Consider the following 13,113-nt stretch of genomic DNA (forward strand, 5'->3'; position numbering starts at 1 on the left):
ATAGGGGAAGACATGGCTGACTCACGACGCGGATGGCGGTGGGGAGCGCGAGCGCTGGCAATCGCAGGAGCCGTCGGTGCAGGGACCGGCGGTGTCGGGCTGGCCGTCATCGCAGGCTCCCTGCTACGTGAGGCGTACCGCTACCCGAGGCCGGTGCAGGACGGGCCGGACCCCATGCTCCAGGCACCGCCGCACACCAAGTCGTCAGTCGTCGCAGCCTCCGACGGAACACTGCTGCATGTCGTCACCTCCGGTGACGTCGACAGCAGTGACGAGATCCTCGTCTTCGTTCACGGGTGGACCTGCAACACCGGCTTCTGGAACGCCCAGATGCAGCACTTCGGAGACCGTCACGCGACGGTCGCCTACGACCAGCGCGGACACGGGCTCTCCGAACTCGGCAAGACCAGGCTGACCCCCGACGTCCTCGGCCAGGACCTCCAGGCCGTCCTCGAAGAAGTGATTCCCGACGGCAAACGCGCCGTCCTCGTCGGACACAGCATGGGCGGCATGTCGATCATGTCGTGGGCCGCGCAGTTCGGAGCGGGCATGGAGGAGAAGGTGTCGGCGATCGTGCTCACGTCGACCGGGGCGTTCACCGTCGTCCAGCGACAACTGCTGATCCCCGAGGATCTCCCCGCGATCGTCCGCCCGCTGGAGCCGTACGTCGAGCGCGCGTTCGTGTCGACGGCGCTGCCGTTGCCCACGAATCCGGTGAGTGAACGGCTCACGCACTACATCGCACTCGGCCCGGTGGCCCGCCAGGCGCACGTCGACTTCAGCGATGAACAGATCGCGGCGTGCTCACCGACGGCGCGCGCCGCGTGGGGTGCGGCCATGTACGACCTGGACGTGCGCCCGGGGCTCGGCAAGATCACCGTGCCGACGGCCGTCGTCGTCGGCACTCAGGACCGATTGACCAGCCCGGTGCACGCCGAGGAGTTGGCGGGTGTGCTGCGCGCGAACGGTGTGCTCCATTCGCTCACCGAGTATCCGGGCGCCGGACACATGGTGCCGATCGAGCGTTCCGGCCCCTACAACCGCCTGCTCGACGCCATCCTCGACGACGTCAGCGAGGCAAAGAGCAGTTGACGAACACCGGCTCGGGATGCAGGTCGACGCCGAAGCGTTCGAGCACACCGTCCCGGACGGTCGCCGCGAGTGCCAGCAGATCGGCGGTGGTCGCCGCGCCCCGGTTCGTCAACGCCAACGTGTGCTTGGTCGACAGTCGTGCCGCGGCGTCCTCGTTTGGGTAGCCGCGCGTGAATCCGGCTCGTTCGATGAGCCAGCCCGCGGAGAGCTTCGACCCGCCGTCGGCAGGGAAACGCGGGATCGGCGCGTCGCCGACCGCGGCTGCGATGCGTTCGAGGACGCGGTCGATCGCGTCGTCGGCGACGATCGGGTTGGTGAAGAACGAACCGGCGCTCCACGTGTCGTGATCGTCGGGGTCGAGCACCATGCCCTTACCGCGTCGTAGTTCGAGGACCATCGCCCGGACCTGCGACGCGGATGTCGTCGCCCCTTCCTGGACGCCGATCCGACGCGCCAACTCGCGGTAGGCGATCGGCGCAGAGACGCCGTCCACGTTGAGGCGAAGACTCACGGCGAGCACGACATGGTCGTCGCGGCCCTTCAGATTGGACGTTCGGTACGCCAGCGCGAGCTCCTCGGGTCGCACCCACCGGACGTCGCCGGTCGCCCGGTCGAGCAGTCGTACCTCCCGCAACAGGTCGCTGATCTCCACGCCGTACGCTCCGACGTTCTGCACCGGGGTGGTCCCGGCGGCGCCCGGGATGCCCGACAGGCATTCGAGACCGCCGAACCCGGCGTCGATGGTCGCGGCGACGAGCGTGTCCCAGTCGGTGCCCGCTTGCGCTGTGACATATGGGCCCGCGTCGTCGGAGCCGAACTCGATGCCCTCGGTCGCGACGACGACCGCCGTTCCGGCGAAACCGTCGTCGCCGATCACCAGATTCGACCCGCCACCGATGAGCAGCACCGGGGTCCCGGCGCGGTCGAGTGACGTGACCGTGTCGATCAGCGCGGCCGTCCGGGTGCATTCGACAACGGCGTCGGCGGGGCCCCCGAGACGCAGCGTGGTGAACGCAGACAGCGGCTGTACGTGACTCATGCCGGTAACGGTAACCTCTCACCCATGTCGAGCAACTTCGAGCACTCGGTCACCTACCCGTTCTCCACCAAGGACTATTGGGCGCTGATCACGACCGAGCAGTACTGGCGTGACCTGTTGGCCGCGACGAACTCCGATCACGGATCGCTCGAGTCGTTCACGCTCGACGGCGACGAGGCGACCGTCGTGACCAAGCAGGGCGTCGATGAGTCGAACCTGCCGAAAGCGGTCACCGCGGTCCGGCCCGGCGATCTGGAGATCCCACGCACGTGTGTCTTCCGACTCTCCGGCGACACCATCATCGGGCGCATGGAGGCGTCGGTGACGGGCGCGCCTGCCACGATCTCCGGTGACATCGTGATCACCGGCGATCCGGCAACTGCCCAGTACACGGGGGTCGTCGACGTGTCGGTCCCGTTCGTCGGCGGCCGCATCGAGAAAGCGGTGATCGAGCAGGTCGTGCACCTCCTGGACGCCGAACACGACGCCACCGTCGATTTTCGTCAGAGTTAACCAGCCGGTTACTCTGGGCGTCATGGCACGACGGCTCAGTTATTCCGCCCGCTACGAGCACCCGGCGGAAAAGCTTTACCAGGCGCAGATGCAGCGGCAGTACTGGGACGACCTCATGGAGGGGTTCCGGGAGCTGACCCCGATCTCCAACGTGGAGGAGTTCGAGACCGGTGCGGGCGGCATGCGAGTGGTCCTCAAGCAGACCCTGACCCGGGACATGCTGCCGCCGATCGCGCAGACCGTGATGATGAAAGACATGGTCATTACCCGCGTCGAATCGCTCGACGCGTTCGACGCCACCGGCACTCCCGGCTCCTACACCGCTTCGATCCCGGCCGGTCCCGGATCGTTGACCGGCGAGCAGGAACTGTTCGACACGGAGACCGGGTGCACGGTGCGCAAGACGACCGAGGTCAAGGTCTATCTGCCGTTCGTGAACGGCAAACTCGAACAGCTCATGCTGGTGAATCTCGTTGACCTCTTCCGCGGCGAAGCCGAGTTCACCGCCGATTGGGTGACCAAGAACCTGGCGTGATCACGTCGGTCGTCGCCTGATCGGATTGATCCGGCGACTCGGACACGTCCTGGCCGTCGGACGCGGCTAGGATGAGCGCATGTCGAGGCCGGGGCACGGGGAGTCGCCGCAGGATGATGTCGGCGGGCGCGTAGACCACTACGCCGAAACGATGCACGGCGGCACCCTCCCAGAGGTGCCGGGGCAGCAGTACCTTGCGGGGAACTATCCGCCGACCGGCCAGTACGTATCGGGCCAGTACCCCGGTGGCCAGTATCCCGGCGGCCAATATCCCAGCGGCCAATATCCCAGCGGCCAGTATCCGTACGGTAGCCAGTACCCGAACGGTGGCCAGCCCGGTCCGCCCCGTGACTCGAATGTCGCGCGTGGCATCGCGATCGGACTGGCGATCGCGTGCGTGCTCGCGCTGGTCGTCGCCGCCGTCGTCATCTGGGCGAAGGTGGCTGGCAAGGACGATCAGGCGGACGCCCCCTCCGCCGACCAGGTGACCGTCTCGGTGCCTGCCACGGACACTCCGACGACGTCGACGGTCGTCACCGATCCGGAGGGCGACGCGCGAACGGAACTGTCCTCGGTGTCGCAGACAGACACCGCCGACGTCCGCGCCCACTACGACGATCGGTGGGTCGCCCAGGTGAGTGCGAAATGGCCTGGCGTCGTCGCAGAGGGCCAGACCTGGGACAACCAGTCGATCCTCGCCGAGTACGAGGGCATGAAGGCCCGCTATCCGAACGTGAAACTCCTGCGGTCCTCGGACTGGCCGGTGTTCTCCAGCCCCGACTGGTGGATCATCGTGTCGGTGCAGCCGTTCGCGAACCCGGAGCAGGCGTTGTCGTGGTGTGCGAGCCAGTCCCTCGACAAAGACCACTGCTTCGCGAAGCTCATCAGTTCGACGCGAGGCCCCGAAGGCTCCACTCGATACCAGCAGTAGGATCCACCCGATACCGGCAGTAGGCTCCGATCGCCTCCTCAGCCAGGCCCTCTCCGCTGGGCGCGCGTCCTGCATTTCATCGATCCCCTGGCAGTCGCCGGTGACGGCCGACTAGCGTTGACATCCATACTCGCCCCGGATCGACGACATTTCAGGAGGACCCCGCGTGCGCCTCGCGATGGCCCAGATCTCGACAGGCACCGATCCAGCTGAGAATCTGGCCAGAGTTCTCGATGAGACGCGGCAGGCAGCCGCCGCGGGCGCTGACCTGATCGTGTTCCCCGAGGCTGCGATGTGCCGATTCGGGGTGTCGCTGCACCCTGTCGCGCAGCCGTTGGACGGCCCATGGGCCTCTGCGGTGTCCGATGTCGCCGATGAGACGGGCGTCGCCGTCGTCGCAGGCATGTTCACGCCGTCCGACGACGGTCGGACCCGTAACACGCTGGTGGTCGCCCGCCCCGGACTCCCTCGGCTCGCCTACGACAAGATTCATTTGTTCGATGCCTTCGGCTTCGAAGAATCCGCGACCATCGCGCCGGGTGACGAGCCGCTCGTTTTCGACCTCGGCGACCACCGGGTCGGGGTGGCCACATGCTATGACATCCGCTTCCCCGAACTGTTCACCGAACTCGCACGCCGCGGCGCCGATCTCATCGTCGTCCCAGCGTCGTGGGGGTCGGGCCCAGGCAAGATCGCCCAGTGGGAACTGCTGGCGTCGGCCCGTGCACTGGACGCGACAGCATTCGTCGCAGCCGTGGGACAGGCGTTGCCGGAGGACGCCGCGGCGCGAGATTCCGCGGCCCCCACCGGCATCGGTCATAGCCGAATCTCAGATCCGTTCGGTAGCGTGATCGCCGACTATGATTCCGGCGAGCGGGTGGAGCTACACGATCTCGACCTGTCCCGGACCGACAAGGCGCGTGCGGCGCTGGCGACGCTCGCCAACCGCCGGGACATTCCCCGCCTGGATGGGACCGATGCGAAATGACGGACGAGGACAAGAACGAACCGGTCGAGAATCCAGAGACCCCGGAGACTCCTCCGGCCTCGGCTACTCCGACGCCGGAAGGCGTCCAGACCCCGGACACTTCAACGACCCCGGACACTTCGGCGACCCCGGACAGCCCGACAACTCCGCCGACTCCCGAGGACTCGCCGACCGGCGAAGTGGTGACCGGCCCGATCGACCAGAACCGTATCCAGCCTCGTCCGCCCGCGCACGCCCGGCCGGACCCGGCGACGCACGCGTATTCGCAGACGAATCCGTCCACGAAGCAGATGGAGACGCCCGGGACCGGTGAGTTCGGGCCGATCGGGACCGACCCGTCGCTGCCGATGTCGTCGCCCGACGCGCCGGTGACCCGCTCGGCGCCCGCAGGAGGCAAGCACGGTCGTCGCCGCACGTACGGTCTCGTCGCGGTGGCCGTCGTCCTGCTCCTCGTGATCGCCGGAGTCGGCACCGAGCTGTACATGCGCAACAAAGTGACCGGCTGCATCGAGAACGCGTTCGGCGACCTCACCGGGGCATCGACGGACGTGTCCGTCTCCCGTAAGCCGATGCTGCTGTCCGTGTTCGGAAGCAGTGTGCCGTGGGTGCAGGTCGACACCAGCGACGGCGAACCCACCGATATGCGCCTGCACGCGCGAGCCGAAGGCATCAGCACCGACGGCGGCACGGTGGACCACCTCGACGGCACCGGGTACCTGCCGTACAAACGGATCACCGAGCTGAGCAACGACTCGGGCACCCAGGGCGGCGCCAAGATCACCGACATCACCGCAGACGACAAGGCTGGGACCATCAAGATCAGCACCGAGGTGCCGATCGCGATCATCTCGGTGCCCGCGACCGTCACCCTGAAGCCGAAGCTGACCAACGGAGCCGTCGACTTCCAGGTGACCGATGCGACCGCACTGATGTTCGGTCTGCCGTCCGACTTCGCTCAGCCGATCGTCGACCAGGTGACTGACTCGATGTTCGGTCCGCTGTTCAAACAGATCAAGGTCGACGAGTTCACGGTCACCAAGACCGGGATCAACTTCAGCTTCGCGGGCGACGACGTGAACATGAAAGAAGCCGCCGAGAGCCCGGACACGTCGGGCGAGTCGTCGGGCGGCTGCTCGATCTGATTTCGCGGACTAGTTCTACCTCCCCGACACAACTAGTTCTACTTCCCCGACACAACTAGGCGAACACGACGGTCTTGCGGCCGTGGACGAGGACACGGTCTTCGAGATGCCACCGGACGCCGCGCGACAGGACCAGAGTCTCGATGTCCCGACCTTGCCGGACCATGTCGGCCGTCGAGTAGTCGTGGTTGATGCGGCTGACGTCCTGCTCGATGATCGGGCCCGCGTCGAGATCCGCGGTCACGTAGTGACAGGTGGCTCCGATGAGTTTGACGCCGCGGTCGAACGCCTGGTGGTAGGGCCGTGCGCCGACGAAGCTCGGCAGGAAGCTGTGGTGGATGTTGATGGCGCGGCCCGCCCATTCCTGACACAGGTCGGCGGGCAGGATCTGCATGAACCGTGCGAGGACGATCGCGTCCGGCGTGTACCCGTCGACGAGCTTCTGCAGAGCAGCGAACGCCGCGGGCTTGCCGTCGGCGGGAAACGGCACATGGTGGAACGGCACACCGAACCGAGTCGTCAGATCTTCGAGGTCGGGATGGTTGCCGACGACCGCGCGGATAGTCGCGGGGAACTCGCCGCGCTCGGCCCGGCCGAGGAGGTCGATGAGGCAGTGGCTGTCCCGGCTGACCAGTAAGACGACGGACTTCTCCACACCCGTGTCGGTGAGAGTCCATTCGGTGTCGGGACCGATCTGTGCGGCCACCTCGCCGAACCGTCGTCGCAGATCGTCGACGTCGAGGTCGACGCTGTCGGCACGGACCGCCTGCCGGGTGAAGAACCAGCCGGACTGCGGGTCCGAATGGTAGGCGGCCTCGGTGATCCATCCGCCGATCTCAGCGATGAAACCGGAGATGGCCGCGACGATGCCGGTGCGGTCGGGGCAGCCGAGTGTCAAGACGAGACGGCGTTCGTCTGCAGCGACGGGAGAGGCACTTGCGGGGGAGGGCGACGAGGTCGGGGAGGTGCTCACCCTGTCAAGTGTGCCAAGCTCGTATGTTGTGACGAACAGCAACCTGACCGGACCCCACGACAACCCGAATCGGGCGGCCGTCGCGGCCCTCGTCGACCACACGCTCCTCAAACCCGAAGCGACCCGAGCCGACGCCGAAGCGGCCGTCGCCGAAGCCCTCGACCTCGGCGTCTACTCCGTGTGCCTGTCGCCGTCGATGCTGCCCATCGAGACCGGCCCCCTGAGTGCCTGTGTCGTCGCCGGGTTCCCGTCGGGCAAGCATCACTCACTGGTCAAGGCTGCCGAGGCACGCTTCGCGGTCGAGAACGGCGCACAGGAGGTCGACATGGTGATCGACGTCGGCTCCGCGGTCGACGGTCGATACGACGAGATCCTCGCCGACGTCCTCACCGTCCGTGAAGGCGTGGGGGCCGACACCGTGCTGAAAGTGATCGTCGAGTCGGCCGTCCTGTTGGAGGCGATCGGCGACGACGGACTGGCGGCCGTCTGCCGCAAAGCCGTCGAAGGCGGAGCCGACTTCGTGAAGACGTCGACCGGATTCCACCCGGCAGGCGGAGCAAGCGTCCACGCGGTACGGGTGATGCGTGCAGCCGTCGGCGGATCGATCGGGGTCAAGGCGAGCGGAGGCATCCGGACTGCCGAGTTCGCGGCCGAGCTCATCGCGGCGGGGGCCACCCGCCTCGGGCTGTCCGGATCACGTGCGGTGCTGGAGGGGTTCGCCGAGTAGCGACAGTCGCCAGGCGAGCGAGCAGAACTCTCAGACCACGGCCAACGGATCGACGTAGACGGCCGACAGCGCGACGGCGACGGCTGCCGCCTCAGGGACGTGCACACCGAAACACGTCGGGACGATCTCGAGCGGTCGGTCGATCCTGGTCGCCTCGTCGAATGCGGCCTGCACCGGCGCGAGACCCTGCGGGTGGGCGGCGAACGCGTCGCCCGCCACGACGATCTCGTCGGGGTTCACCACGTCGCGCATCGCAGCGACCGCCTGCCCGAGGACGCGGGCACGTTCGTCGGCGAGCCGATTGGCACCGGGTTCGATGCCGAGGCGGACGGCCGCGTCGACCAGCGACTGGGTGCCGATCACCGATTGAAGCGGGGCGACGGCTGTCTCGGCGAGAGCTCCAGGAACCACGGTCAGGCCGGCGATCGTGCCGGCCCCGCGTGCGGGCTGATACACCTGGCCGTCGAAGGTCATCGCCATGCCGACGGTCTCGCGGGCGTAGAAGAACAGTCCGGAGGGGCCGCGGACCATGGCACCGGACAGGATCAGTTCGGCGGCGGCCATCGCCTGCACGTGTTCGGACACCGACACCGGCACGCCGAGTGCCGTGGTCAGTTCGTCGCCGAGCGGTTGGCGCCGCCACCGGAGGATCGGATGGTCGACGACGCCGGACTCGCTGTCGACGGCGCCGCCGATCGCGACACCGCCCCACAGCACGCGCCGCCCGGAGAAGCGGTCGGCGAGCGCACTCAACTGGCTGCACAGATCGGTGATGTCGGTGGTCCGCACAGCGTGCGAATACAGAGTCCGGCCACGCAGGTCGGCGATGACGAGCGCGGTGCGCCGAGCGCCGACGTGCATGCCTGCCACACAGAAGTGGTCGCGATCGATCGTCAACGGCAGCTTGGGGCGTCCGATGGCTCCGGGGTCGACGAGGTCGGGCCGCTCGCTGACGAGCTTCGCGTCGAGGAGCGCGTTGACCTGCCGGTTGACGGTCGCAGGCGACAAGTCGACGGCGGCGACGATCTGGTCGCGAGTGACGGGCCCGTGGACGCGTACCGCGTGCAGAACGGCCGCAGTCGGTCCGGTTCCGACGCGCAGACTTGCCGGAACCACTCCGCTACCGATCATGGCGTCGAATCTAGCAGCCGGGCGCCGCGGCGGGCCGTCTCTTAGACTTTAGATTCATGGGTATCTCAACACAGGCGGCAGACGGGTCCGAACGCAAGGTCGCGGTGGTGACCGGCGCCAGTTCGGGCATCGGCGAGGCGACGGCGCGGGCATTGGCTCACGACGGCTACCACGTCGTCGTCGGTGCCCGCCGCACGGAGCGGATCGAGGCGCTGGCCGCCGAGATCGGCGGTCGCGCACACCATCTCGACGTCACGGACGCCGAGTCGGTCGAGCAGTTCATCGCCTCCCTCGACCGGGTGGACGTCCTGGTCAACAACGCGGGCGGAGCGAAGGGCTTGGCGTCGGTCGCGGACGCAGACCTCGACGACTGGCGGTGGATGTGGGAGACGAACGTCATCGGCACCCTGCGCGTCACGAAGGGCATGCTGCCGCTGTTGGAGGCGTCGGGCGACGGACTCATCGTCACCATCACATCGATCGCGGCGATCGAGACGTACGACAACGGCTCCGGCTACACCTCGGCCAAGCACGGCCAGTCAGTGCTGCACCGGACGTTGCGACCGGAACTGTTGGGCAAGCCGATCCGGCTCACCGAGATCCTGCCGGGCATGGTCGAGACCGAGTTCTCACTCGTCCGATTCGACGGAGACGCCGAACGAGCGGACGCCGTCTACCGCGGACTCACCCCGTTGACGGCGGGCGACGTCGCCGACGTGATCGCGTTCGCGGCCTCCCGCCCGCCGCACGTGAACCTCGACCAGATCGTCCTCATGCCGCGTGATCAGGCGAGCGCCCGCCGCAACGTCAAGACCGGGTGAACCCGGCACTGTCGCTTCACGGCCGGGCGAACCCGGCACTGTCGCCTTACGACCGGGCGAACCCGGCACGGAGCTCGACGACCGCTGCCAGGACCTGCGCCACCTCGACGGTGTCGGCGATTCGGAATTTGGCTGCGGTCGCGCCGCCGCCGACCTTGACGCTGACATCGCCGGGCAAATTGAGGTGCGCGAACGCCTTCTCATCGGTGATGTCGTCACCCAGGTACAGGACGCCTTGAGCGTGGACGCGGTCGCGAAGCCGGTCCAACGCATGCCCTTTGCTGGTTTCGATGACGGCGAGTTCGACGACGGCCTTACCGTGAGTGACGTCCACGCCCTTCCATGAGGCGGGGCCTTCGACGGCGAGCGCGAGCGCGGCCCGGGCGTCCTCGTCGGACGCGTTGCGGACGTGCAGCGTGGCGCTCGCCGGTTTCGTCTCGACAGTGGTGCCGGGGAAACGAGCGGTGATCGCCTCGAATTCGGCGACTATCGATGCCAGAAGCGACCGCTTCTCGTCGGTGAGCGGCTCGTCGAAGCCGGATTCGAACTCGGCTCCGTGGCTGCCGACGAGCGTCACCGGGTCGCCGAGCCCGGACAGTGCTGCGAGGTCGGCTCGGGCCCGCCCGGACACGAGTGCCGCCCACGTGTTCGGGAGTTCGGCGGCCGCAGTCAGGGCTGCCGCAGACGCCGGGTCGGGCACCGCGTCCTCCGGACGCGACACGATCGGCGACACGCAGCCGTCGTAGTCGGATGCGATGAGCACCCGATCGAGCGACGCGAACTCGGCGAGTGCGTCGCCGAGGGGCGTCGCCCGAGACGTCGGACTCACCGGGCGGCTTCGTTGGCGGCGGCGGCGCCCGACAGACACTGTAAGAAGCTCTGCGACCACAAGTCGACGTCGAAGTCGATGACCTGCTGGTGCAGGGCGGCCATCCGCTCGCGACGGTCCTCCGGGGAGTCGGTCACCGCGCGGACCACGACGTCGCGCACGTTCCGTCCGTCGTACGGGTTCACCAGGTACGCCTGCTCCATTTCGGCTGCGGCCCCGGTGAACTCGCTGAGCACGAGGGCTCCGCCGAGGTCAGCGCGGGCCGCCGCATACTCTTTCGCGACCAGGTTCATGCCGTCCCGCAGCGGGGTCACGAGCATGACGTCGGCGGCGAGGAAGTACGCCAGCAGTTCGTCGCGCGGCACGGGCTGGAGTAGATACCGGACCGGTGGGCTGCTCACCGTGCCATGGGTTCCGTTGATGTGCGCCACCGAGCGCTCGATGCGGTCGCGGACCGCGATGTAGCTGTCGACGTGCTCCCGGCTCGGGCTGGCCAGTTGCACCAGGACGGTGTCGGCCGGGTCGAGCCGACCTTCGCGGAACAGACCGTCGAGCGCGTCGAGCCGGACGTCGATGCCCTTCGTGTAGTCGAGTCGGTCGACCCCCAGCAGGACCGTCGACGGGTTGCCGAGTTCGGCGCGGATCGCTGCGGCGCGGTCGGTCATCGCCGCAGCCTGTTCGGCTACCGCGGACGCATCGATCGAGATCGGGAACGACCCGACCCGGATGGTGCGTGAGCCGTCTCGGACGGTGCCGAGTCCGTCGCGGACGCCGACGGGGTCCCGCGAGGCGTCCAAGTCCAGGACACGGCGGACCAGAGTCAGGAAGTTCTCGGCGCCGCCCGGCAGATGGAATCCGACGAGGTCGGCCCCGAGCAGGCCGCGGAGCAACTCCTCACGCCACGGGAGGCGCGCGAACAGTTCGAACGAGGGGAACGGGATGTGCAGGAAGAAGCCGATGCGCAGATCGGGGCGAAGTTCGCGGAGCATCGACGGGACGAGCTGCAGCTGGTAGTCATGCACCCATACGGTTGCGCCCTCGTCAGCCGCCTCCGACGCAGCTTCGGCGAACTTGCGGTTGACGGCCACGTACGTCGTCCACCAGTCGTGGTCGAACACCGGCTCCACGAGCAGATCGTGGTAGAGCGGCCAGAGGGTCGAATTGGCGAAACCCTCGTAATAGTCGGCGATCTCATCGCTCGACAGCGGAACCGATCGAACGTCGATTCCGTCGATCCGGGGGTCGTCCGACGAGTCAGGGACGCCGCTCCAGCCCACCCACGCGCCCGACCGCGAAGCCAGGGTCGGAGTCAATGCAGTGACGAGCCCGCCGGGCGCACGCTTCCACGTGGTGGTCCCGTCGGGCTCGACACGTTTGTCGACCGGGAGGCGGTTGGCGACTACGACGAAGTCAGCCATGCCGGTTCAGGCAGCCGGCTCGTCCGGTGCGATTCCGAGCATCGAGAGGAGCATCCGGCATTCGTCGGCGTCCGTCGCGTATGCGGCGACGACCCGCCGCGCGGACAGGGCGGTCTCGTCGGCCACGGGCACCAGTTCGTCGTCTGCGGCGATATCAGTTGTCTTAGCAGGCATGGTGCAGATTCTACCCTTCCCCGCTCAACTGCTCCGGTCCGCGTTCGCGACGATCGCATCGCGCACGTACTGCGCCAACCCCGGTTCGAGATCGTTGTACGTCGCCGCGAACCGCGGGTCGGTGACGTACATCTCGCCCAGACAGCGGTGAAATTCGTGGTCGCAGTCGTAGAACCGCTCGTCCATCTGCACTCGCGCGCGTTCGGCGACGGCCACCGCGACGTCGCCGTCGGCCGGTTCGCCCGCACGCTTGGCCGCGATGAACGCGTCGTTCGTCGCGTCCTGCTCCTCTTTGATCTGCGCCCAGTCGGCCTTCGTGTAGCGGGCCGTCCGGGCCTGCGACTGGGCCCACCTGTCGGTGTCGCCCCACCGCTCCTGGGCTTCGGCCTGGTATTCGTCGGAGAACCCGTGCCCGAACAGTTCGCGCATATCTTCGTCGGTGGCCGGTCGGTTGTTCATCTCTCGCTCCAATGCTTGATCGATCGCGTCGACGAGCACCTCGAGCTCGTCACGCCTGGCGGCGACGACGTCACGCTGACGGCGGAGATGCTCGACGGTCCCGTCCGGACCGTCGAGCAGGTCGGCGATCTCGTCGAGCGGCAGCTCCAGCCGCCGGTACACCACGATCTGTTGCAGCCGCACCAGATCCGTCTCGGTGTAGAGGCGGTATCCGGCGCTGCTCCGTGCGGTGGGGCGCAGCAAACCGATCTCGTCGTAATGGTGCAGGGTCCGCACCGTCACGCCGGAACGGTCGGCGAGCCGACCCACCGTCCAGGTGGCGTTCTTGCGTGTCATCGTCA

Annotated in this window: 15 protein-coding genes; 8 read left to right on the plus strand and 7 right to left on the minus strand. The window is 67.6% G+C overall.

What is annotated here, in order from left to right; translation table 11 throughout:
* Nucleotides 1–12: 12 nt before the first annotated feature.
* Nucleotides 13–1,092: an alpha/beta fold hydrolase gene (locus tag L5G28_RS05150; protein ID WP_237000599.1), complete on the plus strand. Its 1,080-nt coding sequence runs from the start codon at nucleotides 13–15 to the stop codon at nucleotides 1,090–1,092.
* Here the strand turns inward: L5G28_RS05150 and L5G28_RS05155 are convergent.
* Nucleotides 1,070–2,131 (minus strand): UDP-N-acetylmuramate dehydrogenase, encoded by a 1,062-nt coding sequence (locus tag L5G28_RS05155; RefSeq protein ID WP_237000600.1) that lies wholly within the window; start codon nucleotides 2,129–2,131, stop codon nucleotides 1,070–1,072. The genes L5G28_RS05150 and L5G28_RS05155 overlap by 23 nt on opposite strands.
* A gap of 24 nt (nucleotides 2,132–2,155) precedes the next feature.
* Between L5G28_RS05155 and L5G28_RS05160 the strand changes: the two genes are divergently transcribed.
* The 5 genes from L5G28_RS05160 (at nucleotide 2,156) to L5G28_RS05180 (ending at nucleotide 6,240) form a co-directional block, all read left to right on the plus strand.
* Entirely contained in the window at nucleotides 2,156–2,644 is a 489-nt protein-coding gene (locus tag L5G28_RS05160) for a DUF2505 domain-containing protein (RefSeq protein ID WP_236997799.1), read from the plus strand.
* A gap of 22 nt (nucleotides 2,645–2,666) precedes the next feature.
* Nucleotides 2,667–3,179: a DUF2505 domain-containing protein gene (locus L5G28_RS05165; protein WP_237000601.1), complete on the plus strand. Its 513-nt coding sequence runs from the start codon at nucleotides 2,667–2,669 to the stop codon at nucleotides 3,177–3,179.
* A 79-nt stretch (nucleotides 3,180–3,258) separates the two neighbouring features.
* Nucleotides 3,259–4,110 carry a hypothetical protein gene (locus tag L5G28_RS05170; protein ID WP_237000602.1) on the plus strand — a complete coding sequence of 284 codons (852 nt, stop codon included), beginning with the start codon at nucleotides 3,259–3,261 and terminating at the stop codon, nucleotides 4,108–4,110.
* A 166-nt stretch (nucleotides 4,111–4,276) separates the two neighbouring features.
* On the plus strand, nucleotides 4,277–5,098 hold the full coding sequence (locus tag L5G28_RS05175; RefSeq protein WP_237000603.1) for a carbon-nitrogen hydrolase family protein: 822 nt from the start codon (nucleotides 4,277–4,279) through the stop codon (nucleotides 5,096–5,098).
* Nucleotides 5,095–6,240: an LmeA family phospholipid-binding protein gene (locus L5G28_RS05180; RefSeq protein WP_237000604.1), complete on the plus strand. Its 1,146-nt coding sequence runs from the start codon at nucleotides 5,095–5,097 to the stop codon at nucleotides 6,238–6,240. Before L5G28_RS05175 ends, L5G28_RS05180 begins: the two co-directional genes overlap by 4 nt.
* Nucleotides 6,241–6,295: 55 nt before the next feature.
* Here L5G28_RS05180 and purU read toward each other — a convergent pair whose 3' ends face one another.
* A complete protein-coding gene (gene purU, locus L5G28_RS05185) occupies nucleotides 6,296–7,213 on the minus strand; it encodes a formyltetrahydrofolate deformylase (protein ID WP_308191554.1) in 918 nt (305 codons plus the stop codon).
* Nucleotides 7,214–7,241: 28 nt separating this feature from the next.
* Between purU and deoC the strand changes: the two genes are divergently transcribed.
* Entirely contained in the window at nucleotides 7,242–7,940 is a 699-nt protein-coding gene (gene deoC, locus L5G28_RS05190; RefSeq protein WP_237000605.1) for a deoxyribose-phosphate aldolase, read from the plus strand.
* Between the two features lie 30 nt (nucleotides 7,941–7,970).
* Here the strand turns inward: deoC and L5G28_RS05195 are convergent, their stop codons facing one another.
* On the minus strand, nucleotides 7,971–9,071 hold the full coding sequence (locus tag L5G28_RS05195; RefSeq protein ID WP_237000606.1) for an ROK family transcriptional regulator: 1,101 nt from the start codon (nucleotides 9,069–9,071) through the stop codon (nucleotides 7,971–7,973).
* Between the two features lie 56 nt (nucleotides 9,072–9,127).
* Here L5G28_RS05195 and L5G28_RS05200 point away from each other — a divergent pair, with 56 nt between their 5' ends.
* Nucleotides 9,128–9,892, plus strand: coding sequence for an SDR family oxidoreductase (locus tag L5G28_RS05200; protein ID WP_237000607.1), 765 nt, complete (start codon nucleotides 9,128–9,130; stop codon nucleotides 9,890–9,892).
* A gap of 46 nt (nucleotides 9,893–9,938) precedes the next feature.
* Here the strand turns inward: L5G28_RS05200 and otsB are convergent, their stop codons facing one another.
* From otsB to L5G28_RS05220, 4 genes are read right to left on the minus strand one after another with little or no spacing between them, the layout of a single operon-like run.
* Nucleotides 9,939–10,721 (minus strand): trehalose-phosphatase, encoded by a 783-nt coding sequence (otsB, locus tag L5G28_RS05205; RefSeq protein ID WP_237000608.1) that lies wholly within the window; start codon nucleotides 10,719–10,721, stop codon nucleotides 9,939–9,941.
* Complete coding sequence (locus L5G28_RS05210) at nucleotides 10,718–12,139, minus strand: alpha,alpha-trehalose-phosphate synthase (UDP-forming) (protein ID WP_237000609.1); 1,422 nt, start codon at nucleotides 12,137–12,139, stop codon at nucleotides 10,718–10,720. Before L5G28_RS05210 ends, otsB begins: the two co-directional genes overlap by 4 nt.
* Before the next feature lie 6 nt (nucleotides 12,140–12,145).
* The gene (locus L5G28_RS05215; protein WP_236997790.1) at nucleotides 12,146–12,313 is read right to left on the minus strand and encodes a hypothetical protein; all 168 of its coding nucleotides are present in this window, start codon (nucleotides 12,311–12,313) and stop codon (nucleotides 12,146–12,148) included.
* Between the two features lie 24 nt (nucleotides 12,314–12,337).
* On the minus strand, nucleotides 12,338–13,108 hold the full coding sequence (locus tag L5G28_RS05220; RefSeq protein ID WP_237000610.1) for a MerR family transcriptional regulator: 771 nt from the start codon (nucleotides 13,106–13,108) through the stop codon (nucleotides 12,338–12,340).
* Nucleotides 13,109–13,113 lie beyond the last annotated feature (5 nt).

The sequence above is a fragment of the Gordonia liuliyuniae genome, assembly GCF_021739025.1.
Taxonomy (GTDB): domain Bacteria; phylum Actinomycetota; class Actinomycetes; order Mycobacteriales; family Mycobacteriaceae; genus Gordonia; species Gordonia liuliyuniae.